Source organism: Sphingomonas sp. PWP1-2 (assembly GCF_049898305.1).
GTDB classification, from domain to species: Bacteria; Pseudomonadota; Alphaproteobacteria; order Sphingomonadales; family Sphingomonadaceae; genus Sphingomonas; species Sphingomonas glacialis.
The window spans coordinates 26,037-47,519 of the sequence record NZ_JAFCXM010000002.1; the positions used below are offsets into that span (position 1 = coordinate 26,037).

General features: G+C 68.0%; 20 protein-coding genes. 15 read left to right on the forward strand and 5 right to left on the reverse strand.

Translation table 11 applies throughout. The annotated features are described in order from the left end of the window. Positions 1-127 precede the first annotated feature (127 nt). From ACP7C5_RS04950 to ACP7C5_RS04980, 7 genes are all read left to right on the forward strand, one after another. Positions 128-505, forward strand: a complete 378-nt coding sequence (locus ACP7C5_RS04950) for a MucR family transcriptional regulator (protein WP_426263403.1) — start codon at positions 128-130, stop codon at positions 503-505. 70 nt (positions 506-575) lie between these two features. Next, positions 576-773, forward strand: a complete 198-nt coding sequence (locus ACP7C5_RS04955) for a hypothetical protein (RefSeq protein ID WP_426263404.1) — start codon at positions 576-578, stop codon at positions 771-773. A 33-nt stretch (positions 774-806) separates the two neighbouring features. Further along, complete coding sequence (gene moaC, locus ACP7C5_RS04960) at positions 807-1,325, forward strand: cyclic pyranopterin monophosphate synthase MoaC (protein WP_322163122.1); 519 nt, start codon at positions 807-809, stop codon at positions 1,323-1,325. Further along, entirely contained in the window at positions 1,322-2,506 is a 1,185-nt protein-coding gene (locus tag ACP7C5_RS04965) for a molybdopterin molybdotransferase MoeA (protein WP_426263405.1), read from the forward strand. The genes moaC and ACP7C5_RS04965 overlap by 4 nt, the downstream gene beginning before the upstream one ends. Before the next feature lie 71 nt (positions 2,507-2,577). After that, positions 2,578-3,336, forward strand: a complete 759-nt coding sequence (modA, locus tag ACP7C5_RS04970) for a molybdate ABC transporter substrate-binding protein (protein WP_426263406.1) — start codon at positions 2,578-2,580, stop codon at positions 3,334-3,336. 14 nt (positions 3,337-3,350) lie between these two features. Next, positions 3,351-4,031 carry a molybdate ABC transporter permease subunit gene (gene modB / locus ACP7C5_RS04975; protein WP_322163128.1) on the forward strand — a complete coding sequence of 227 codons (681 nt, stop codon included), beginning with the start codon at positions 3,351-3,353 and terminating at the stop codon, positions 4,029-4,031. Then, positions 4,021-4,641, forward strand: a complete 621-nt coding sequence (locus tag ACP7C5_RS04980) for an ATP-binding cassette domain-containing protein (protein WP_426263407.1) — start codon at positions 4,021-4,023, stop codon at positions 4,639-4,641. Before modB ends, ACP7C5_RS04980 begins: the two co-directional genes overlap by 11 nt. Positions 4,642-4,767: 126 nt before the next feature. On the opposite strand, the gene ACP7C5_RS04985 is transcribed toward ACP7C5_RS04980, so the two are convergent. Further along, the gene (locus ACP7C5_RS04985) at positions 4,768-7,059 is read right to left on the reverse strand and encodes an FdhF/YdeP family oxidoreductase (RefSeq protein ID WP_426263408.1); all 2,292 of its coding nucleotides are present in this window, start codon (positions 7,057-7,059) and stop codon (positions 4,768-4,770) included. A gap of 153 nt (positions 7,060-7,212) precedes the next feature. Between ACP7C5_RS04985 and fdhD the strand changes: the two genes are divergently transcribed. The 3 genes from fdhD to ACP7C5_RS05000 are packed head-to-tail and all read left to right on the forward strand — an operon-like array spanning position 7,213 to position 9,733. Further along, positions 7,213-8,001 (forward strand): formate dehydrogenase accessory sulfurtransferase FdhD, encoded by a 789-nt coding sequence (gene fdhD, locus ACP7C5_RS04990; protein WP_426263409.1) that lies wholly within the window; start codon positions 7,213-7,215, stop codon positions 7,999-8,001. Beyond that, complete coding sequence (locus ACP7C5_RS04995) at positions 7,998-8,540, forward strand: molybdenum cofactor guanylyltransferase (protein ID WP_426263410.1); 543 nt, start codon at positions 7,998-8,000, stop codon at positions 8,538-8,540. The genes fdhD and ACP7C5_RS04995 overlap by 4 nt, the downstream gene beginning before the upstream one ends. Next, complete coding sequence (locus ACP7C5_RS05000; RefSeq protein WP_426263411.1) at positions 8,537-9,733, forward strand: molybdopterin molybdotransferase MoeA; 1,197 nt, start codon at positions 8,537-8,539, stop codon at positions 9,731-9,733. Before ACP7C5_RS04995 ends, ACP7C5_RS05000 begins: the two co-directional genes overlap by 4 nt. A gap of 5 nt (positions 9,734-9,738) precedes the next feature. Here ACP7C5_RS05000 and ACP7C5_RS05005 read toward each other — a convergent pair whose 3' ends face one another. After that, positions 9,739-12,135 carry a TonB-dependent receptor gene (locus ACP7C5_RS05005; RefSeq protein WP_426263412.1) on the reverse strand — a complete coding sequence of 799 codons (2,397 nt, stop codon included), beginning with the start codon at positions 12,133-12,135 and terminating at the stop codon, positions 9,739-9,741. Between the two features lie 194 nt (positions 12,136-12,329). Here ACP7C5_RS05005 and moaD point away from each other — a divergent pair, with 194 nt between their 5' ends. From moaD to ACP7C5_RS05030, 5 genes are all read left to right on the forward strand, one after another. Next, positions 12,330-12,584, forward strand: a complete 255-nt coding sequence (gene moaD, locus ACP7C5_RS05010) for a molybdopterin converting factor subunit 1 (protein ID WP_426263413.1) — start codon at positions 12,330-12,332, stop codon at positions 12,582-12,584. After that, on the forward strand, positions 12,581-13,042 hold the full coding sequence (locus tag ACP7C5_RS05015) for a molybdenum cofactor biosynthesis protein MoaE (protein ID WP_426263414.1): 462 nt from the start codon (positions 12,581-12,583) through the stop codon (positions 13,040-13,042). Before moaD ends, ACP7C5_RS05015 begins: the two co-directional genes overlap by 4 nt. 155 nt (positions 13,043-13,197) lie before the next feature. Next, positions 13,198-13,722, forward strand: coding sequence for a 2Fe-2S iron-sulfur cluster-binding protein (locus ACP7C5_RS05020; RefSeq protein ID WP_426263415.1), 525 nt, complete (start codon positions 13,198-13,200; stop codon positions 13,720-13,722). Then, positions 13,719-14,705: an FAD binding domain-containing protein gene (locus ACP7C5_RS05025; protein ID WP_426263416.1), complete on the forward strand. Its 987-nt coding sequence runs from the start codon at positions 13,719-13,721 to the stop codon at positions 14,703-14,705. The genes ACP7C5_RS05020 and ACP7C5_RS05025 overlap by 4 nt, the downstream gene beginning before the upstream one ends. Further along, positions 14,702-17,032 carry a xanthine dehydrogenase family protein molybdopterin-binding subunit gene (locus ACP7C5_RS05030; protein ID WP_426263417.1) on the forward strand — a complete coding sequence of 777 codons (2,331 nt, stop codon included), beginning with the start codon at positions 14,702-14,704 and terminating at the stop codon, positions 17,030-17,032. The genes ACP7C5_RS05025 and ACP7C5_RS05030 overlap by 4 nt, the downstream gene beginning before the upstream one ends. A gap of 185 nt (positions 17,033-17,217) precedes the next feature. On the opposite strand, the gene ACP7C5_RS05035 is transcribed toward ACP7C5_RS05030, so the two are convergent. The 3 genes from ACP7C5_RS05035 to paoC form a co-directional block, all read right to left on the reverse strand. After that, entirely contained in the window at positions 17,218-18,141 is a 924-nt protein-coding gene (locus tag ACP7C5_RS05035; protein ID WP_426263418.1) for an XdhC family protein, read from the reverse strand. Between the two features lie 4 nt (positions 18,142-18,145). Further along, complete coding sequence (gene moaA, locus ACP7C5_RS05040) at positions 18,146-19,189, reverse strand: GTP 3',8-cyclase MoaA (protein ID WP_426263419.1); 1,044 nt, start codon at positions 19,187-19,189, stop codon at positions 18,146-18,148. An 89-nt stretch (positions 19,190-19,278) separates the two neighbouring features. After that, positions 19,279-21,483 carry an aldehyde oxidoreductase molybdenum-binding subunit PaoC gene (gene paoC, locus ACP7C5_RS05045; protein WP_426263420.1) on the reverse strand — a complete coding sequence of 735 codons (2,205 nt, stop codon included), beginning with the start codon at positions 21,481-21,483 and terminating at the stop codon, positions 19,279-19,281.

Genomic DNA, 21,483 nt, shown 5'->3' on the forward strand with positions numbered 1-21,483 from the left:
TGTTAATTCCCGCAAGGCCGCAACCTTCTGGGACCTTTAAGACTACATCACCTTATAATAGACGGCTCTTGCGGTGCTGCGGCGCACAAAGAGCGCACACGAGGAAGAGATATTGTTGGATTTGAAGATGTTACGGCTCGTTGGCGATATTGTCATCGCGCAAGTCAGCGCCAATCGCGTCGCCAGCGGTGAAGTGCCCGAATTAATAAAGTCGGTTTACGCCTCAATGACGCAGCTTGGCGAAGCGCCGGCGGAAGCAGCCGCCGAAGCGCCCACGCCGGCCGTTTCGGTGCGCGCGAGCGTTCGTCCTGATTCGATCGCGTGCCTCGAATGCGGTGCGCGCTTCAAGGCGCTCAAGCGCCATCTGTCGGGCCACGGGCTGACGCCGGAAACCTATCGCGAGAAATGGTCGTTGCCCGAATCCTATCCGATGACCGCGGCCGACCATAGCGTCGTGCGCTCGGGCATGGCGAAGGCGAGCGGCCTCGGTCGCGTTCAGCGCTGACACCGCCCCCCTGACACCGGTACCGTCGTGAGGCCTTGCCGTGGTCGCGTGGCGGCGGCAAAGCAGCGCGATGCGCACCACTTCCTCCACCGCGAGCGTGCGGCTATATTATCTCGACGAGAGCGACCCCGTGGCGCAGACGCTGTTCTACGGGCCGCGCGCCGACGCGATCGCGCTGGCACGCCAGCAGCCCGAAGATGTTCAGGCAGGGCTGTGGTTCGCGACCGATAACGACGTGGTGCCGTTCCTCGATATCGACGAGGGCTGAACGGTGAGCGCGACGCCAGCTATGGGACAGACCATGCCCAATCCTGATACCAGCCTATCGGTCGAAACCGCGGATGGGTTGACGCATATCGACGCTGCGGGCCGGGCGCATATGGTCGATGTCAGCGAAAAGGCCGATACCGCACGCGTAGCCACCGCCGAGGGGCGACTGCACTGCACCGCGGAGACGCTCGACATCGTCCTGCGTGGCGAGGCGCCCAAGGGCGCGGTGGTGCAGACCGCCGAGCTTGCCGGGGTGATGGGGGCCAAGCAGACCAGCACGCTGATTCCGATGTGCCACCCGCTGCTGCTGACGAGCATCAAGGTGCGGATTGCGCCCGATCCCGCATTGCCGGGCTTTCGCGTCGCGGCGACCGTCAAGACCAAGGGGCAGACCGGAGTCGAGATGGAAGCGTTGACCGCGGTCAGCGTCGCATGCCTGACCTTGTTCGACATGCTGAAAGCCGTCGACCGGACGATGCGGATCGAGGGGATCCAAGTGACGCACAAATCGGGAGGCCGCTCGGGCGTCTGGCAGGCGGACGCGGCGTGATCGCGTTCGACGCGGCGCTCGCGATCGTCGTTGCCGAGGCGAAGCCGCTCGCGGCGGAAGCGGTTGCGCTCGGTGCGGCACTCGGGCGTGTGCTGGCCGAGCCGTGCGTCGCGCAGGTCGATGCGCCGCGCTCGGACATATCGGTGATGGACGGTTATGCGCTGCGGGATGCCGATCTCGCGCTGGCGCCCCCGTTTCGCGTCATCGGCGCTGCCTATCCGGGCACGGCCTTCGACGGAGTGGTGCAGTCTGGCGCGTGCGTCAGGCTCTTCACGGGGGCCCCACTGCCGCAGGGCGCGGACCGGGTTGTCGTACAGGAGGATGTCGAGCGCGAGGGTGATACGATGCGCGTCGTCGGGACACTCTCCGGCAAGCGCTACATCCGGCCTCATGGGTCGGATTTTCGCATGGGCGAAGTCCTGCTCGCAACGGGCACCGTGCTCGGACCGCGCGCGTTGGTCGCAGCGGCGGGGGCGGATGTCGCGACGCTTGCGGTGTGGCGACGTCCGCGGCTCAGCGTGATCAGCACGGGCGACGAGCTCGCCGAGCCGGGTCATGCGCGCGAGCGGACGGGGAGCTTCCCGGAAAGCGCGTCCTATGGCGCGGCGGCGCTCGGCGAAGGCTGGGGCGCGCAGATGATGGGGCGGTACCGCCTGCGCGATGACATTGCCGAGTTGACCGCAGGCGCGACCAAGGCGCTTGGCGAGGCCGATGTCGTCGTTGTCACCGGCGGGGCGTCGGTCGGCGAGAAGGATTATGCCAAGCAGATCTTCGTGTCGCTCGGCACCGAAATCCTGTTCTCGCGGATCGCGATCATGCCGGGCAAGCCGGTGTGGTTCGGCCGGCGCGGCGACCAGCTGGTGCTCGGGTTGCCGGGCAATCCCAGTTCGGCGATGGTCACCGCGCGGCTGTTCCTGACGACGCTGCTGGCGGGGTTGAGCGGTCGCGCGCCGTCGGATGCGCTGCGCTGGCGGAGTGCGACGCTGACCGCGCCGCTCGATGCGGTGAGCGCGCGCGAGACCTTCGTCCGCGCGCGCTTCGACGGCGACGGCGTTGCACCGCTCGCCAACCAGGATTCGGGGCTGCAGCGCGCGCTGGCCGAGGCCGATGTGCTGATCCGGCGGCTGCCGCATGCCGCCGCGGCACCGGCCGGGAGCATGGTGTCGGTGATCGACTTCTAGACGGGCAGCGGACCGGGTTGCTCTCCCGCACGGAGCGCGCCATGCACGGTTTCGGCCGTAGGAGTTTGACGATGCGCCCCCTCTTTAGCGTGCTCACCGTGTCGGTCGCTTTGCTGGCTGCGGCCCCGGCGCTCGCGCGCGGGCCGCTCGTGCTCGCGGCGGCGAGCTTGCAGGAATCGATGAACGCTGCCGCCGATGCCTGGGCGGCGCAGCGGCATGAGCGGCCGGTGATTTCGTTCGGCGGCTCGTCGGCGCTGGCGCGGCAGATCGAGGCGGGGGCGCCAGCCGACCTGTTCGTCTCGGCCGACGAGGATTGGATGAACGCGCTGGCCAGGAAGGGCGCGATCGTATCGGCGAGCCGCGTGACGTTCCTCGGCAACCGGCTGGTGCTCGTCGCCCCAGCGGCAGTTGCGAAGCCTGTGACGATCAAGCGCGGCTTCGCGCTGACGCAGTGGCTCGGGAGCGGGCGGCTCGCGATGGCGGACAGCGCGGTCCCGGCGGGGAAATATGGGCAACAGGCGTTGACCGCGTTGGGCGTGTGGAGCGCGGTCGCGCCGAAGGTTGCGCGCGGCGATACCGTGCGCTCGGCGCTCGCCTTGGTCGAGCGGGGCGCGGCGCCGTACGGCATCGTTTATGCGACCGACGCCTATGCCTCGAAGCGGGTGCGGATCGTCGGGGTGTTCCCCGCGGCGAGCCATCCGCCGATCACGTATCCGGTCGCGGTGCTCAAGGCCGCGCCGTCGCCAGCGGCGGCGGAGGGGTTCCGGCGCTTCCTGGTGTCGAGCGCGGGCAAGGCAATCTTCCGGCGCTACGGCTTCGTGGCCCGCTGAGCGTCGCAGCGGCGATGACCCCCGAGCTTTGGACGATCGTCTGGCTGTCGCTCAAGATCAGCCTCGTCGCGGTGCTGGTGACGCTGCCGATCGCGTTCGTGCTCGCGATGCTGCTCGCGCGGGCGCGGTTTCCGGGGAAGTTTCTGCTCGACGGGCTCGTCCATTTGCCGCTGGTATTGCCGCCGGTGGTGACGGGCTGGTTGCTGCTGCTCGCCTTTGCGCCGAACGGACCGCTCGGCGCGCCGCTTGCGGCGATCGGCGTGTCGCTGCTGTTCCGATGGACCGGGGCGGCGGTGGCGGCTGGGATCATGGCGCTGCCGCTGATGGTCCGCGCGATCCGGCTGTCGATCGAGGCGGTCGACCCGCGGCTCGAGGGTGCGGCGCGGACGCTCGGCGCGTCGCGGCTGCGCGTGTGGCGGACGATCACGATCCCGCTTGCGCTGCCGGGGATCGCGGCGGGTGCGGTGCTCGGGTTCGCGCGCTCGCTCGGCGAGTTCGGCGCGACGATCACCTTCGTCTCGAACATCCCGGGCGAAACGCAGACGCTGCCGATCGCGATCTATTCGGCGCTGCAGGTGCCGGGATCGGACCCGATGGTCGCGCGGCTCGCGCTGATCTCGGTGCTGCTATCGCTGGCCGCGCTGGTGCTGTCGGAATGGCTCAGCCGCCGCGGGGGCGTCGATCATGTCTTTTGACGTCGACGTGCGGCATCGCTTCCGCTCGGGCACGGTCGCGGCGCTGGCCTTCCAAAGCGAGGCGGGGCTGACCGCGCTGTTCGGTCCGTCGGGCGCGGGCAAATCGAGCGCACTCGCGATGATCGCGGGGTTGCTCAGGCCCGATGCTGGGCATGTCCGCGTCGCGGGGCGCACGCTGTTCGATCGCACCACTAACGTTCCCGCCGAGCAGCGCCGTTGCGGCTATATCTTTCAGGATGCGCGGCTGTTCCCGCATTACCGCGTGCGCGCCAACCTGCTGTACGGTGCGGCGCGCGCGGCGGGGGCAGGGATGACGCTCGACGAGGTGAGCGAACTGCTCGGCATCGCGCATCTGCTAGATCGCTGGCCGCGCACGCTGTCGGGGGGCGAGGCGCAGCGTGTCGCGATCGGGCGGGCGCTGCTGTCTGGGCCGGCATTCCTGCTGATGGACGAGCCGCTTGCCTCGCTCGACCGCGCGCGGCGGGGCGAAATCATGGAGCTGATCGAGCGCGTGCGCGACGAGGTCGGGCTGCCGATCCTGTATGTGAGCCATGACCGTGGCGAGGTCGATCGGCTTGCGACGACCGTCGTCGATATGGGCGCGCGGTAAGCGATCCTCGATTGAAGCCAACCCGTCACCCCGGCCTTGTGCCGGGGCCCACCGTGCCGCGCGCGCTTCGGCGGCACACTCGGGTCGCGGTGGACCCCGGCACAAGGCCGGGGTGACGGCGTAGGGTTAGTCGGCGACAATCCTGACGGGCACCGATTTCGCTGCCGGCACGAAGCTTTCCTCGGCATAATGCTCGACCGGCATCAGCACGTTGCACTCGGGATAATAGGCGCCGAGGCAACCGCGCGGGATATCGTACGGCGTTACGATCAACCCGTCGCGGCGGCGCGCGATGCCGTCGCCCGCATCGCTTTCGAGCGCGACGAGTTGCCCCTCCGAGAGTCCGGCATCCGCCATGTCGGCGGCGTGGATGAAGAGCACGTCGCGCGTCCCCTTCACGCCGCGGAAGCGATCGTGATAGCCGTAGATCGTCGTGTTGAACTGGTCGTTCGAGCGCAGCGTCATCAGCCGGAAGCGACCCTCGGCGTCGTCGAACCCGGTGGCGCACAGCCCGCTCGGCGCGAGGAATTCGGCCTTGCCGCTCTCCGTCAGCCAGATCCGCTCGGACGCCTTGTTCCCCTTCCAATAGCCGCCGGGCCTGAACAGCTTGTTGTTGAAATCAGGGAAGATTTTTGGATAGGTTTCCTCGATCGCGTCGCGGATCAGCGCATAATTGCCCACCCAGGCGTCCCAGTCGACCTTGGGATTGGGGGGCAGGAGCTGCTTGGCGAGCGCACCGACGATCGCGGGTTCGGACAGCAGATGCTCGCTCGCCGGATGCGCCTTGCCGCGCGAGGCGTGGATGCAGCTCGTCGAATCCTCGACCGTCACGACTTGCGGGCCGCTTGCCTGCACATCGCTCTCGATCCGGCCGAGGCAGGGGAGGAGATAGGTCACCTTGCCCGGGAAGAGATGGTTGCGGTTGAGCTTGGTCGCGATCTGGACCGACACGTCTAGCTTGGTCCAGGCGGCTTCCATCGGCTCGGTCTCGGGCACCGCGCGCAGGAAATTGCCGCCGAGCGCGACGAACGCCTTGACCGACCCATCGATCACGCCGCGGCATGCCTCGACGGTGTTGAGCCCCTTCTCGCGCGGCGCGGTGAAGCCGTATTGCTTCTCGATCTGCTCGACCGGCACGAGCTCGGTCTTCTCGGTGATGCCGACGGTGCGCTGTCCCTGGACGTTAGAATGGCCGCGCACCGGGGTCGGTCCGGCGCCGGGCTTGCCGATATTGCCGCGCATCAGCAGCAAATTGACGACCATGCGGACATTTTCGACGCCCTTGACGTGCTGCGTCAGACCCATGCCGTAGATCGCGAGCACTGCCTTCGCCTTGGCGTAGAGCCGCGCCGATTCTTCGAGTTCGGCCTTGGGCAGGCCCGATTCATGGACGATCGCATCCCAGTCGGCGGCACGCACCGACGCGACGAAGGCGTCGAAGCCATGCGTGTGCTCGGCGATGAAGGCGGTATCGAGGACGGGCGGCTTGCCCGCGGCGAGCGCTGCATCGTGCCATTCGACGAGAAACTTCGCGATCCCCATCATCGCCGCGAGATCGCCACCCGCTTTTACCTGATGATATTGCGTCGAGATGTTGGTCTCGCCGAGCGTCGCCATCTCGATCGGGTTCTGCGGATCGGTGAAGCGCTCGAGCCCGCGTTCCTTCAAGGGGTTGAAGGTGACGATCTCGACCCCGCGCTTGCGGCAGCTGCGCAGGTCATGCAGCATCCGCGGCGCGTTCGAGCCGACATTCTGCCCGAAGAACAGGATCATGTCGCATGTCTCGAAATCCTCGAGCCGCGTCGTGCCGACGGGAACGCCGATCGCCGCCTTGAGCCCGACCGAGGTCGATTCGTGGCACATGTTCGAGCTGTCGGGCAGGTTCTGGTTGCCGTACATCCGCGCCATCAGGCCGTACATGTACGACGCCTCGAGGCTGGTGCGGCCCGACGAATAGAAGACCACCGACTTTGGATCCATCGGCTTGAGCGTCGCGCCGATCTCGGCAAACGCCTCGTCCCAGCTGCACGCGACATATTTGTCGGTCGCGGCATCGTAGCGCAGCGGATGCGTCAGGCGGCCGTTCTGCTCGAGGTCGTAATCCTTCCAGTCGCGCAATTCGCTCAGCGTGTGCTGCTGGAAGAAATCGGGCGTGGTGCGGTAGCTGGTCAGCTCCCACGCGGTCGCCTTGGCGCCTTCCTCGCAGAATTCGACGGGGTGGAGATGCTTGGGCTTCGGCCAGGCGCAGCTGACGCACTGGAAGCCGTCGGGCTTGTTCTGGCGGACGAGTTCGCGCAGCGCCTCGGGACCGACGCGTTCGCGCGGCAGGATCTCGGCGAGCGAACGGACCGAACCCCAGCCTCCGGCGGGCCCTTCGAACGGCTCGATTTCAGGGGCGTCCGACTTCTGCTTGACCATGACCGTTCCCGCATTTCGCCCGCACGACAGAGCGGACCTTTTCGCTGAACGATACCGCAACCGATTGGTTCACCCACAAAAGCGTACGATTTGCGCATCGCTTGCGCGCGATTGCGCATTTGGCGATGCCGATGGATCGGCTAGGGGAATGCGATGACGGATGCCTCCCTCGATCAGACGTTTGCGCAGATCCGCGCCGACGGCACGCACAGCGAAATCCGGCGCGCGGTCGCGGTCGAGCGGCCGATCGCACTCGAGTTCAGCGGGGTCGGCTATGCCGTGATGATGGCGACGCCGACCGATCTCGCCGATTTCGCGACGGGCTTCGCCTTGAGCGAGCGGCTCATTCCTGGCGTCGAGGCAGTGCTCGGGATCGACGTGCATTCGCGCGCCGACGGCGACATCGTGCGCGTCGCGCTCGCGCCCGAGTGCGGACCCAATCTGCTCGAACGCGTGCGGCACCGCGTGTCCGAATCGTCGTGCGGGATGTGCGGGATAGAAAATCTCGAACAGGCGCTGCGCCCGTTGCCCGCCGTGACGGCGCAGAGCCGTGCCGACAGCGCCGCGCTGTTCCGCGGCTTGAACGCGCTTCGCCCGCTCCAGCCGCTCAACCGCGCGACAGGCGCGGTCCATGCCGCGGCGTTGTGCTCGGCAGAGGGCGACGTGCTGCTCGTCCGCGAGGATGTCGGGCGACACAATGCCTTCGACAAACTGATCGGCGCGATGGCGCGCGAGCGTCGCGGCTGGGATGGCGGGTTTGCCTTGCTCTCGTCGCGCTGCTCGTACGAACTGGTCGAGAAAGCGGCATTGGCGAATTGCCCGCTCCTCGTGACGATCTCGGCGGCGACCGACCTTGCGTTGCGGCGTGCGGCGTCGTGCGGCTTGCGCGTGGTGATGCTGGCGCGCAGCGATGCGGTGCTGGCGGCGCACGGCGCGGCATGACGCTGCTCGGTGCGATCCTCGCGGGTGGTCAGGCGACGCGGTTCGGGAGCGACAAGGCGCTCGCGCTGCTCGACGGGCAGACGCTGACCGCGCATGCGGCGGCGGCGTTGCGGGCGGCGACCGATACGGTGATCGTCTGCGGGCGGACGACGGGGCCAGACGGGCTTGCCGCGATTCCCGATTGGCCGGCGCCGGATCTCGGGCCGCTTGGCGGCTTGTGCGCCGCGTTGCGGCACGCCGAAGCGCACGGGCATGACGCGGTGCTGTCGATCGGGTGCGATACGCCGTATCTTCCGAGCGCACTTGTCGAGCGGTTGATGGCGGGCGGCGAAGCGCGGTTTTTGCGGCAGGCGCCGATCATCGGCTATTGGCCCGTCGCGCTGACCGAACCCCTCTCGCACCGTCTGACGCAGAGCGAAGATCGCGCCGTCTATCGTTGGGCATCGCGTGTCGGCGCGGTGGCGATCGATGCGGGGCGCGATCTGCCCAACGTCAATCGCGTCGCCGATCTCGCGCGGCTCGCGGACCGGGCCGAATGAGCGACGCACCACGCGCCGAGCGGCCGAGTTTCGACGCCGCGCTCGCCATCATTCGCGAACAGTCGGCATCGCTCGGCGTCGAGACGGTCGGCCTGCTCGATGCGCTGCACCGCGTGACGGCGGGCGAAGGGATCGCGGCGAGCGACTATCCACGCTTCGATGCCGCCGCGATGGACGGCTTCGCGTTCGCCGCGGCCGATACGGTGGGTGCCACGCCCGAGCAGCCAGCGCATTTGCCGATCGCGGGATCGGTCCGCGCGGGCATCAATCCGACCGCGCACGCGCCGCGCACCGCGTGCCGGATCAGCACCGGCGCGCCGGTCCCGGCCGGGTGCGATTACGTTCTGCCGCACGAGGAGGCGCGAATCGAGCAGGGCGCACTCGTCCTCGATCGCCCGCTGCTGCAGGGGCGGAACGTGCGGCGTCGCGGCGAGGATGCGGCCGCCGGTGCGCGCGTGCTGTCGCCGGGAACGCGGGTGACGCCCGAAATCATCGGGGCGCTTGCTTGCTATGGGGTCGCGGCGCTGGACGTCGCGCGGCGGCCCTCGATCACGCTGCTGCCGACCGGGGACGAACTGCTCGTGCCGCCGAGCGTCGCGCGGCCCGCCGCGATCTTCGACGCCAACAGCGTGATGCTTACGGCGCTGCTGCGCGAGCAGGGAATCGAACCGCTGCGCGCCGCGCCGGTCAGCGACGATGCCGGGCAACTCGAGCGCGCGATCGCGGCCGCGTCGGACAGCGCGATCGTCGTGACGACGGGCGGCGCGTCGGGCGGCGACCATGACCATCTCGGCCGAGCGCTGGCGCAGCTCGGCGCGCAGGTGCATTTTCACGGGGTGCGGATGCGGCCGGGCAAGCCCTTGCTGTTCGCGACGTTGCCGAATGGCACGCTGTTCTTCGGCTTGCCGGGCAACCCGGTCGCGGCGTTGCTCGGCGCGCGCTTTTTCTTCGGCGCGGCGCTCCGCGTGATGAGCGGACTTCCGCCCGAACGCGGCGAAACGGTCGAGATCGACACCGATGCGCGACCCGACACGACGCTGTTCCTCAAGGCATCGCGCGATGCCGCTGGAGCGATCCGGATCCTCGCCGATCAGCGATCGCACACGTTGCGCCCGCTGATCGAAGCGAATTGCTGGGTGGTCGCCGACACGACGCCCGACGGCGAGCGCCGCCGCGTCTATCCGTTGACCTGAGCGCTTTATTGGTGCGCGCGCAGCGTCACGCCGATCACGCGCGGGTCGCTCGGCGTGCCGAGGATCAGCCCTGAATTGCCCGCCTGGATCGTCAGGTTCTGGATGTAGTCGGCGTTGAACACGTTGCGGACGAACACCGCGACTTCGAGGCCGCTGCGGGTCCGCACGCCCAGGCTCGCATTGGTGACGGTGTAGCCGTCGATCAGCGTGTATCTCGACAGGCTCGGGTCGCCATAATAGCTGGTCCGCCAGCTCGAATCGGCATGGAGGATGACCGCCAGCGTCCCCACCGGCAGCGTATAGTCGCCGCCGATCGTCTCGGACCATTTCGGCAGCCCGGCGAGCGGCCGCCCTGTCAGGTTGCAGGCGGCCGTCGCGGCGGTCTGGAGTTCGAGCGGGCAGGGGCCGGCGGGGTAGCGCGAGTATTCGCCATGCGCATAGGCGAGGTTACCGCGGAGCTGGAAGCGGGGCGTGAGCGTGGCGGTGACGTCGGCCTCGACGCCCTTCACCGTGACCTTGGGGATGTTCGAGAGATAGCCGCGCAGCGCTACCGTCTGCGCGCTGTCGACGATCGTCGCCTGGAAATCGCGCACGGCGGTGGTGAAGCCCGCAAGATTGAAGGTCAGCCGCCGGTCGAACAGCGCCGCTTTGAGCCCGGCCTCATAGGTTGTGTTGAGCTCGGGCCGGATGACGGCGGTGGTCAGCACCGGTTGGTTGGCGATGTCGAGCGGCAGTCCCGACAGGTTGATCCCGCCCGATTTGAAGCCGCGCGCATAGCTTGCGTACGCCAGCACTTGATCGGTCGCCTGCCAGGCGAGGTTCGCGCGGCCCGACAGGTTGCTTTCCGTGTCGTGGCCCGAATAGCTCTGCCCGCGCAGCACGCCGAGCTGTGCCGCGAGCAGCGCCGCGTTGGTGACGGTCGGTCCGCCGAAGGTATAGGCGCTGTAGCTGCCGTCCTTGACCTCATAGGTGTAGCGCAAGCCCCCGGTCAGCGTCAGGCGCGGCAGGAGCTTGTAGTTGAGTTCGGCGAAGGCGGCATAGCTGTCTTCCTTGAGCCGGGTGTTGCCATCGGTGCCATAGCCGTCGAGCAGGTTTGCCGGCACCGCGACCGCCGCCGCGCCGGTTCCGGTGGTCGTGCCGATCAGATAGCGCGCCGCGGCGGGGCCGTAGATGCTGATCGGCTCGCCGGTGATCTTCTGGTCAAAGAAGTACAGGCCGGCGACATAGCCCAGGCGGTGCTCGCCGTTCGAGGCGAGCCGCAGTTCCTGGCTGAACTGGTCCTGGCGCGAGGGGATGTGCTGCGTGATCTGGACCGGGATGCCGGTATAATCCCGGTCGTTCGCCGCATCCCAGTTCCAGAAGCGCCACGCGCTGACCGAGGTGAGCGTGCCGATCCGCCCGAGGTTCCAGTCGGCGATCGCCGAGACGCCGCCCTCGTTGGTGTTGACCCCGAGCGGCGCGTCGATGTCGGTCTTGCGGTCGTACGGGTTGGTGCTCGGTGGTGCATAGCCGAATTGCGCGGCGAGCCCGGTCGGCCCGGCATATTGCCGCGTCGCGGCGCGCAGGCTCTGGCCGACGCGCAGATAGACCTGGGTGCAGCATTCGCTCTCGAAATTGGTGAAGTCGGCGGTGAGGCGGAGCTGGAAATCGCTCGTCGGCTTGAACAGCAACTGCCCGCGCACCGCCTGGTTGCCGATGCCGTTTTGCTTGGCGCCGGTGCGGACATTGTTAATCACGCCGTCGCGTCGCGTCGTCAGCCCCGCGATGCGGAAGGCGAGCGTATCGCCGATCAGCGGGCCCGAGGCGGACGCCTTGGCCTGGACGAAATTATAGCTGCCGACCGAGAGCGCCTCGCTCGCCTCGGGGCTGAAGGTCGGCGCCTTGCTGGTGATGCTGATCGCGCCCGCCGTGGTATTCTTGCCGAACAGCGTACCTTGCGGCCCGCGCAGCACTTCGATCTGCGCGATGTCGGAAAAGTCGAACGCGGCGGTGGCGGGGCGGGCGTGATAGACTTGGTCGACATAGAAGCCGACGCCGGGCTCGAGCCCGTCATTCGCCTGGCTCACCGCGACGACGCTGCTGCCGAGCCCGCGGATGGTGAAGGCGGTGTTGCGCGGATTGGCCGAGCTGTAGTTGAGCGCGGGGACCAGCAGGCTGAGCTGGTTGGTGTTGACGGTGTACGACCGTTCGAGCAGCGTGCCGCCCACCACCGAAATCGCGAGCGGGACCTTTTCGAGATCCTCGCTGCGGCGGCGCGCGGTGACGGTGATGTCGGCCGTGCCCTCCGCGCTGTTGCCCAGGGCGGGGACAGCGGGCGGCGCATCCTTGGCCGATGCGATGGTCGGCGTGGCACTGCACAGGGCCGCCGCCGAAATGGTGGCGGCCATGATCGACACTCGCATTCGCAAAACCCCTTACGCGCCGCGTTTGGCTCACCGCGAAACGCTGTATACCGTCGAATATAGCGAGCGGAAGCCAATTTGTCGGTCGGTGCGTTTTCGCGCGAAGGGAGGTGGCATGACGCTGGCTTCGGTCTTACGTGACGACCCAGAAACACGCGCCGCGATAGTCGGTTCGGCGCTGATGGTGACGTGGCATGAAACTCGATCTGCTCTATTTTTCCTGGGTGCGCGAAGCGGTCGGCCGTGATGGCGAGGCCGTCGAGCTGCCGACTGGGGTCGCAACGGTCGACGATTTGCTCGCCTGGCTGGCAGCGCGGGGCGAGGGCTATGGCGTGTTCGCCACCACCGAGCGCCTGCGCTGCGCGATCGACCAGACCTTCGCGCCGCTGTCGACGCCGATCGGCGACGCGCGCGAAGTCGCGATCTTCCCGCCGGTGACGGGCGGATGAGCATCCTGATCGGCGTCCAGCAGGCGGATTTCGTCCCCGCGACCGAACTCGAGCGGCTCGAGACGCTCGGAGGCGGCGCGGTGGCGAGTTTCACCGGCATCGTCCGCGCTGACGCCGCCGACACCGTCGCGCTCGAACTGGAAACCTACCCCGCGATGGCCGAGCAGGCGCTCCGCGCGATCGCGCAGACCGCGACCGAGCGCTGGCCGTTGCTCGGCGTGACGATGATCCACCGCTACGGGCGGCTGCCGGTCGGTGCGCGGATCGTGCTGGTCGGTACCGCCTCGCGCCATCGCGGCGCGGCGATGGAGGCGTGTGCCTTCCTGATCGACTGGGCGAAGACCGCCGCGCCGTTCTGGAAAAAGGAATGGCAGGGTGACGGCGCAGCGCATTGGGTCGAGCCGCGTGCTGCCGATGACGCCGCTGCGGCAGCGTGGGCTTCACGCGCGCCGAAATAAGCGCTGATCTGGCGCGTGCGCGGCAAGATCGCGTGACGGACGCTGGTCTTCTGCCGTAAAGCAGCGGTGCCGATGACTCGCCGCGATCAGGCGACTCACCATCGGCCGGGCGAGCGCGGAAATGCCGCGGCCTGGATCCTGAGGCGAGGTGCTGAATGCAATTCACGATCAACGACCGGCCCGTCGAGGTCGAGGTCGACCTCCGCACCTCGCTGCTCGATCTGCTCCGCGAAAATCTCGGCCTGATGGGCAGCAAGAAGGGCTGCAACCAGGGCGCGTGCGGTGCGTGCACCGTGCTGGTCGATGGCGAGCGAATCAATTCCTGCCTCGCGCTCGCGGTGCAGTATCAGGGCCGTGCGATCACCACGGTCGAGGGGCTGGCCGACGCCGAGGGGCTGCACCCGCTCCAGCGCGCGTTCATCGAGCATGACGGGTTCCAGTGCGGCTATTGCACGCCAGGCCAGCTGTGCTCGGCGGTGGCGATGGCCGACGAGATCGCGCGCGGTATCCCAAGCCATGTCACGGGCGACCTCACCGCCGCGACGATCGCGCTTGACCATGACGAGCTGCGCGAGCGGATGAGCGGCAATCTGTGCCGCTGCGGCGCCTATAACGGCATCGTCGCGGCGATTGCGGAGACCTATGCCTCGGCGCCCGCGCGGCAGGAGGAAGTGGCATGACGCCGTTCAGCTATGCCCGCGCTGACGACGTTCCCGGCGCGATCGCGCTTGCGGGTGCTACGCCAGACGCGAAATATCTCGGCGGCGGGACCAACCTGGTCGATCTGATGCGCGAGACGATCGAGCGGCCGGCGGCGCTGGTCGACGTGACCGGCCTGTCGCGTGAGATCACCGTTGGCGCCGATGGCGGCGTGGTGATCGGCGCGGGGGTGACCAACACCGCACTCGCGGCCGACCGCACGATCCGCGCGCACTATCCGATGCTGTCGCGCGCGATCCTGGCGGGGGCGAGCGCGCAGATCCGCAACGTTGCGACCGTTGGCGGTAACCTCCTCCAGCGCACGCGCTGCGGCTATTTCTACGATGACGCCGCGCGCTGCAACAAGCGCGTGCCCGGCGCGGGGTGCGATGCGATCGGAGGGTTCAACCGGATCCACGCGATCCTCGGCGCGTCGCCCTCGTGCGTCGCGACGCATCCCTCGGACATGTGCGTTGCGCTGGCGGCCCTCGATGCGCAGGTGCGCGTGGCGGGGCCGGGCGGCGAGCGGACCATCGCACTGGTTGATTTGCATCGCTTGCCGGGCAGCACGCCCGAGCGCGATACCGAACTTCAGCCGGGTGAGCTGATCGTGTCGGTCGCGCTGCCCGCACTCCCATTCGCGGCGCACTCGACCTATCGCAAGGTCCGCGACCGGGCGAGCTATGCCTTTGCGTTGATCTCGGTCGCCGCGGCGCTCGAGCTCGAAAACGGCGCGATCAAGGACGTGCGCATCGCGCTCGGCGGCGTTGCGCATAAGCCGTGGCGTGCCTTCAAGGCCGAAGCCGCATTGCGCGGTCAGGCACCGAGCGAGGTCAACGTCCGCGCGGCCGCCGAACTGGAACTGGCCGACGCCGCGGGTCTTCGCGACAACGGCTTCAAGATCGAACTGACCAAGCGCGCGATCGTCGCGACCCTCGCCGAACTGAGCGGAGAGCAGGCATGAGCATCATCGAAAACGCCACACAGCTCGCGCAGGGCGCGATGCAGGCGGTGATGAAGAAAGCAGTCGAGCTCGCGCCCGACAGCTGGGTGCCGGGCGGCGTTCCCGATTCGCTGATCGCGCACAAGCACGGGCTCGTCGGCACGCAGGTGTCGCGGCTCGACGGGCCGTTGAAGGTCACGGGCGCGGCGCGTTTCGCCGCTGAATTCCCGCTCGAGGACCTGGTCTACGCCGCGCTCGCCTACAGCACGATCCCCAAGGGGCGGATCGCCGCCATCGACGTTGCGGCGGCCGAGGCGCTGCCCGGCGTCGTCCTGATCATGACCTACGAGAACGCGCCGCGGCTCAACCCGACGCCGGTGATGATGTCCGCGCCGAAGGCGGTCGGTGGTGACAGGTTGCCCGTGATGCAGGATGACCGCATCCATTGGAATGGCGAACCGGTCGCGGTGGTGCTCGCGCAAACGCAGGAGCAGGCCGATCATGCCGCGTCGCTGATCGCGGTCACGTATGAGACCGAGATCGCGATGACGCGGTTCGAGGACGCCAAGGCCGATCGCAAGAACGCGGCGTTCATGGGCGCGCCGATGCTGCTCGAGATCGGCGATGCCGAGACCGCGCTCGCCGCGGCGCCGCACAGCGTCGATCAGACCTATCGCACGCCGCGCCACAACCATAACCCAATCGAACTCCACGGCGCGACGTTGGTCTGGCAGGGCGACGAACTCATCCTCCACGACGCGTCGCAATGCGTCGCGCACGTCGCCTGGACGCTCGCGCAGGTGTTCGGCATCGACGAGGCGCAGGTCCACGTGACCTCGCCCTATGTCGGCGGCGGGTTCGGCAGCAAGACGCTGTGGAACCACCAGATCCTGGCAGCCGCCGCTGCCAAGCTTGCCGGGCGGCCGGTGCGGATCATGCTGTCGCGCGAAGGCGTCTACCGGATGGTCGGCGGACGCACGCTGACCGAGCAGCGCGTCGCGATCGGCGCGCAGGCCGATGGGCATTTCGATGCGCTGATCCACACCGGCGTCGTCGCGATGACGTCGCACAACAATATGCCCGAGCCGTTCATCCTGCCGACGCGCTCGGCCTATGCCGCCGGGAGCTTTCTCCTCAACGTCAAAGCGGTCGAGCTCGACATGCTCGCCAACACCTTCATGCGCGCGCCGGGCGAATCGGTCGGGACCTTCGCGCTCGAGAGCGCGGTCGACGAACTGGCGGCCCAACTCGGCGTCGATCCGATCGCGCTGCGCGAGACGAACGAGCCCGAGACCAACCCGACGACGGGCACGCCCTTCTCGTCGCGCAACATCGTCGCGGCGTATCGCAGCGGCGCCGAGCGCTTTGGGTGGGACAAGCGCAACGCCACGCCAGGAACGCGGCGTGAGGGCGAGTGGCTGGTCGGGATGGGCTGCGCGACCGCGACCTATCCGTATTATCGCATGCCCGGTGGGGCTGCGCGGCTGACGCTGACCAAGGATGGCCACGCCACGGTCGAGATCGCCGCGCACGAAATGGGGATGGGGACCGCGACGACGCACACCATGGTGCTCGCCGAGCGGCTCGGGCTGCCGATGGACAAGGTCACGTTCCTGTACGGCGATTCGAAGATGCCGGGAACGGTGATGGCAGGCGGATCGCAGCAGACCGCGTCGATCGGCGCGGCGGTGATCGCGGCGCAGACCGCGCTGTTCACCGAATTGCTCAAGCTGGCGGGCAACGATTCGCCGCTCGCCGGGCTCAAGCCGAGCGAAGTCGGCGGGTATGAGGGTGGCCTGTGCAAGCTCGACGATCCGAGCGCGTGCGAAAGCTATGTCTCGATCCTGTCGCGCGCGCAGCGTGACGCGGTCAGCGTCGAAGCCGCGGGCTCGGCCCCGCTCGAGACGCAGCATTGGTCGATGCACTCGTACGGCGCGATGTTCGCCGAGGTCCGCGTCAATACGGTGACCGGCGAGGTGCGCGTCAGCCGCTTCCTCGGCTCGTTCGATTGCGGCAAGATCCTCAATCCCAAGACCGCGACGAGCCAGTTCCGTGGCGGGATCATCATGGGGCTCGGCATGGCGCTGATGGAGGAGACGCAGTTCGACGAGCGGAGCGGGCGCGTGATGAACCCGAGCCTCGCCGAATATCATGTGCCGGTCCATATGGACGTGCCCGAGATCGACGTGATCTGGACCGACATCGCCGATCCGCACGCCCCGATGGGCGCGCACGGCATTGGCGAGATCGGCATTACCGGCGTCGCCGCGGCGGTGGCGAACGCGGTGTTCAACGCGACCGGCAAGCGCGTTCGCGATCTGCCGATCACGCTCGACAAGCTGATGTAAGATCGACACTTGCGGCGGGCAGCGCCTCCCGCAGAGCGGTGAGGATGAAGCGACTCTTCACCCGTTCGCCCTGAGCCTGTCGAAGGGCCGGTCTCCCAATGGGACCCGCGCGCTTGTGCGGATAGCGGGGCTTCGACAGGCTCAGCCCGAACGGAGTAGGGAGCCGCGCGTGCAATCTGGCAATGTTACCCACGCGCGTGCAGCGCCTTGACCATCCCGGCGGCGACCGACAACGCGATTTCGCTCGCGCCGATCGCATTGATGTCGATCCCGGCCGGCCCGTCGATCCGGTCCAGATCGTCCTGGCCGAAGCCCGCCGCCGCCAATCGCTCGAGCCGCGCGGCATGGCTGCGGCGCGAGCCGAGCGCGGCGATATAGCCGGTCTCGGCGGAAAGCGCCGCGATCAGCGCGGGATCGTCGATCTTGGGGTCGTGGCTGAGCGTGATCACCGCGGTCGAGGGGCCGGGATTGTATGCCGCGACGGCTTCGTCGGGCCAGCGATCGTCGAGCGTCACGCCGGGGAAGCGCTCCTCGGTCAAAAAGCGCGTGCGCGGGTCGATCACCGTCGCCTTTACGCCGAGCGTCTCGGCGATCTGCGCGAGCGCCTGCGCGATCTGTACGGCACCGACGATCAGCACCTGGCGCGGCGCGGCATAGGTGTTGGCGAAGATGCCGTCGCCCGGCATCGGCGAGAGGCTGCTGCGCCCGGTCGCCAGATCAGTATGGACCGTCACGCCGCGACCGGACCCTTGCGCATGCTCGATTGCGTCGAACAGCGCGGGCGGGAAGCCCGCGTCGGACACCGGCTGGACGAGCACTTCGATCGTCCCGCCGCACGGCAAGCCGACTTCCCACGCCGGGCCGTCGGCGACGCCGTATTGGCGGCGTTCGGGGGTGCCGCGCGCGATTACATCGGCGGCAAGCGCAAGCACGTCGCCTTCGACGCACCCGCCCGAAACCGAGCCTTCGAGGCGACCGTCGGCATGGACGAGCATGTGGCTGCCACGCGGGCGCGGCGCCGATCCCCAGGTCGAGATGACCGTGGCGATCGCCATCGGTGCCCCACGCCAGGCCGTGAAAGCCGCGAGCGCCGTCTCGTTATCGGCCATCGTGTCAGCCCCCCGTGACGCTCATATGCCGCCCGACCGCAGGCGCAGCGTTGCGGTCGACGATCTCGAAGGCATGGCGCAGCGGCTTGGTCAGCAAGGCGGCGTCGATCGCCGCATCGAGCGCGGCGGGCCCGCCCTCGCGCAGCACCTGCTTCAAGTCCATCTTGTCGTCATGGCCGAGGCACATGTAGAGCCGCCCCGACGCGGTCAGCCGCACGCGGTTGCAGCCTTCGCAGAAATTGTTGGTGAGCGGGGTGATCAGGCCGAGCCGCGTGCCCGTTTCACGCACGCGGACGTAGCGCGCCGGCCCGCCGGTGCGATGATCGTCGCGCTCCAGCGTGAAGCGCGCCTCGAGCCGCTCGCGAACGACGTCGAGCGGGAGATAGCGATCGGTGCGGTCCTCGTCGACCACGCCGAGCGGCATCGTCTCGATCAGCGTAAGGTCGAAACCGTGCGTGCCGCACCAGCGGATCATCGGTTCGATCTCGTTCTCGTTCGCACCCTTCAGCGCGACCATGTTGATCTTGATCGACAATCCCGCCGCCTTGCCCGCGGCGATGCCGTCGAGCACTTCGGCAAGGTTGCCCGTCCGCGTGATGTGGCGGAAATTGTCGGGATCGAGACTGTCGAGGCTGACATTGACGCGCCGTACGCCCGCCGCGAACAGCGCCTCGGCATGCTGCGACAGCCGTGTCGCATTGGTGGTGAGCGTCATCTCGTCGAGCGCACCCGTCGCGATATGCCGACCGATATAGCGCGCGAGATCGTCGACGCCGCGCCGCACCAGCGGTTCGCCGCCAGTCAGCCGGATTTTCCGCACGCCACGCGCGATGAAGGCATCGGCGACCGCGCCCATTTCCTCGATCGTCAGGACTTCCTTGCGCGGCAGGAAGGTCATCGCCTCGCTCATGCAATAGCGGCAGCGCAGATCGCAGCGGTCGGTCACCGACAACCGCAGATAGGTGATCCGGCGGCCGAAGCTGTCGGTGAGCGGGCGGGGCGGGGGGGTGTCGGGGCGGATGTTCGACATCGGAGATGGAAAACTCATGGGGGACGGCGAACGGGGACGGACGACGGTCGGGGATACTATTTAGGATGCCGGCGGCACGAATGCCATGCCGCCGGCGATCCCCGGTCTCATGCCACTGGCGGCAGGTGGGCGATATGCTTGTCGAGCGTGACCGGATAGTCGCGCACGCGCACCCCGCTCGCATTGTAGATCGCGTTGGCGATCGCCGCGCCGACGCCGCACAGGCCGAGCTCGCCGACACCCTTGGCCTTCATGGGCGACGATGTCGGATCGACCTCGTCGAGGAAGATCACGTCCTGGTGCGGGATGTCGGCATGGACCGGCACCTCGTAGCCCGCGAGATCGTGATTGACGAAGAAGCCGAAGCGCGTGTCGACCGCGAGATCTTCCATCAGCGCCGCGCCAGCGCCCATCGTCATCGCGCCGATCACCTGGCTGCGCGCCGATTTCGGGTTGAGGATGCGCCCCGCCGCGCAGACCGCGAGCATCCGGCGGATGCGGACCTCGCCCGTCAGGCTATGGACCGCCGCCTCGACGAAATGGCCGGCGAAGGTCGATTGCTGATAGGTCTTGCTCAAAGTGCCATATTCGATGGCGTCCTCGGCAACGAGCCCGGCATCGCCCGCCGCTTCGGTCAGCGCGACGCTGCGGTTGCCCGAGCGCACCTTGCCGTCGGCGAAAGTGACGTCGGCCGAGTTGAAGCCGAGCTTCTGCGCGATCGCCTCGCGCAATTTGACGCACGCGGCATAGACGCCCGCTGTCGCATTGTTCGCGCCCCATTGCCCGCCCGACCCAGCCGAGACCGGATGGTCGGAATCGCCGAGCTGGACGACGACCTTGTCGACATCGACGCCCATCATCTCCGCCGCGGTCTGCGCGATGATGGTGTAGGTGCCGGTGCCGATATCGGTCATGTCGGTCGAGACGGTGACGATACCCTTCTTGTCGAGCGCGACCCGCGCCGCCGACTTCATCGCCATGCTGTTGCGGAAGCCCGCCGCGACGCCCATGCCGACCAGCCACTGGCCGTCGCGCCGCTGCGCAGGCTTGGCGCTGCGCTGCTTCCAGCCGAAGCGCTCCGCGCCCTGCTCGAGGCACTGGACGAGCTGGCGCTGCGAGAAGCGGCGCTCGGTCTTTTCGGGGTCGACCTGCGTGTCGTTGGCGACGCGGAAGGCGACCGGATCCAAGCCGAGCTTCTCGGCCATTTCGTCCATCGCGATTTCGAGCGCCATCAGCCCAGGCGCTTCGCCCGGCGCGCGCATCGCATTGCCCTCAGGCAGATCGAGCACCGCGAGCCGCATCGAGGTCAGGCGGTTGGCGCCAGCATAGAGCAGCCGCGTCTGGCTAACCGCGGTCTCGGGCCCACCACCGGGCAGATCGCCCGATCCGCTTTCGTGCGCGATCGCGGTGATCTTGCCATCGGCGCTGGCGCCGATGCGGATCCGCTGGATCGTCGCGGGACGGTGCGTCGTGTTGTTGAACATCATCGGGCGCGTCAGCGTGACCTTGACGGGCCGTCCCGCGGCCTTCGCGCCGAGGGCTGCCAGGATCACGTCGGCGCGGATGAACAGCTTGCCGCCGAAACCGCCGCCGACATAGGGCGAGACCAGCCGGACATTGTCCTTGGGAATACCGAGCGTCTTGGCGACGTCGCCTTTGCTCCAGGCGATCATCTGGTTCGAGGTGTACAGCGTGACCTTGTCGCCGTCCCATTTCGCAGTGGTGGCGTGCGGCTCCATCATCGCATGGCTGTGATCGGGCGTGGTGTAGGTCGCGTCGAGCTTGACCGGCGCGGTGCCGAACGCCGCGTCGAAATCGCCGATCTTGGTAACCGGCGGCTTGCCCTTTTCGCTGTGGAGCGGCGCATCTTTCAATTCCTTCTTGAGATCGAACCGGCCCGCGGTGCGCGCGTAATCGATCACGATCAGCGCGGCGGCGGCGCGCGCCTGTTCGAACGTTTCGGCGACGACGAGCGCGACGGCCTGGTGATAATGGTCGATCTCGGGCCCGCCGAGCAGTTTGGCGGTGTTGAAATTGCCCTTGCCGAGCGGCCCTGCGCTCTCGGCGGTGACGATCGTCAGCACGCCGGGAGCGGCCTTGGCGGCGGTCATGTCGATCCGGCTGATCCGCCCCTTGGCGACCGCCGCGCCGACGACATAGCCGTACGCCGGATTGGCGACGACGTCGTGGCGCTCATAGGCGTAGGGCGCGGTGCCGGTGGTCTTGAACTTGCCATCGATGCGATCGATCGGCTTGCCGACATGCTTGAGCTGATCGATCGGGTTCTGGCCGGCGGGTGTATCAAACTTCAT

Coding starts and splice junctions, on each gene's coding strand:
- ACP7C5_RS04950 (WP_426263403.1), top strand. CDS start 128: ATGTTACGGCTCGTTGGCGATATTGTCATCGCGCAAGTCAGCGCCAAT.
- ACP7C5_RS04955 (WP_426263404.1), top strand. CDS start 576: ATGCGCACCACTTCCTCCACCGCGAGCGTGCGGCTATATTATCTCGAC.
- moaC (WP_322163122.1), top strand. CDS start 807: ATGCCCAATCCTGATACCAGCCTATCGGTCGAAACCGCGGATGGGTTG.
- modA (WP_426263406.1), top strand. CDS start 2,578: ATGCGCCCCCTCTTTAGCGTGCTCACCGTGTCGGTCGCTTTGCTGGCT.
- modB (WP_322163128.1), top strand. CDS start 3,351: ATGACCCCCGAGCTTTGGACGATCGTCTGGCTGTCGCTCAAGATCAGC.
- ACP7C5_RS04980 (WP_426263407.1), top strand. CDS start 4,021: ATGTCTTTTGACGTCGACGTGCGGCATCGCTTCCGCTCGGGCACGGTC.
- ACP7C5_RS04985 (WP_426263408.1), bottom strand. CDS start 7,059: ATGGTCAAGCAGAAGTCGGACGCCCCTGAAATCGAGCCGTTCGAAGGG.
- fdhD (WP_426263409.1), top strand. CDS start 7,213: ATGACGGATGCCTCCCTCGATCAGACGTTTGCGCAGATCCGCGCCGAC.
- ACP7C5_RS04995 (WP_426263410.1), top strand. CDS start 7,998: ATGACGCTGCTCGGTGCGATCCTCGCGGGTGGTCAGGCGACGCGGTTC.
- ACP7C5_RS05000 (WP_426263411.1), top strand. CDS start 8,537: ATGAGCGACGCACCACGCGCCGAGCGGCCGAGTTTCGACGCCGCGCTC.
- ACP7C5_RS05005 (WP_426263412.1), bottom strand. CDS start 12,135: ATGCGAGTGTCGATCATGGCCGCCACCATTTCGGCGGCGGCCCTGTGC.
- moaD (WP_426263413.1), top strand. CDS start 12,330: ATGAAACTCGATCTGCTCTATTTTTCCTGGGTGCGCGAAGCGGTCGGC.
- ACP7C5_RS05015 (WP_426263414.1), top strand. CDS start 12,581: ATGAGCATCCTGATCGGCGTCCAGCAGGCGGATTTCGTCCCCGCGACC.
- ACP7C5_RS05020 (WP_426263415.1), top strand. CDS start 13,198: ATGCAATTCACGATCAACGACCGGCCCGTCGAGGTCGAGGTCGACCTC.
- ACP7C5_RS05025 (WP_426263416.1), top strand. CDS start 13,719: ATGACGCCGTTCAGCTATGCCCGCGCTGACGACGTTCCCGGCGCGATC.
- ACP7C5_RS05030 (WP_426263417.1), top strand. CDS start 14,702: ATGAGCATCATCGAAAACGCCACACAGCTCGCGCAGGGCGCGATGCAG.
- ACP7C5_RS05035 (WP_426263418.1), bottom strand. CDS start 18,141: ATGGCCGATAACGAGACGGCGCTCGCGGCTTTCACGGCCTGGCGTGGG.
- moaA (WP_426263419.1), bottom strand. CDS start 19,189: ATGAGTTTTCCATCTCCGATGTCGAACATCCGCCCCGACACCCCCCCG.
- paoC (WP_426263420.1), bottom strand. CDS start 21,483: ATGAAGTTTGATACACCCGCCGGCCAGAACCCGATCGATCAGCTCAAG.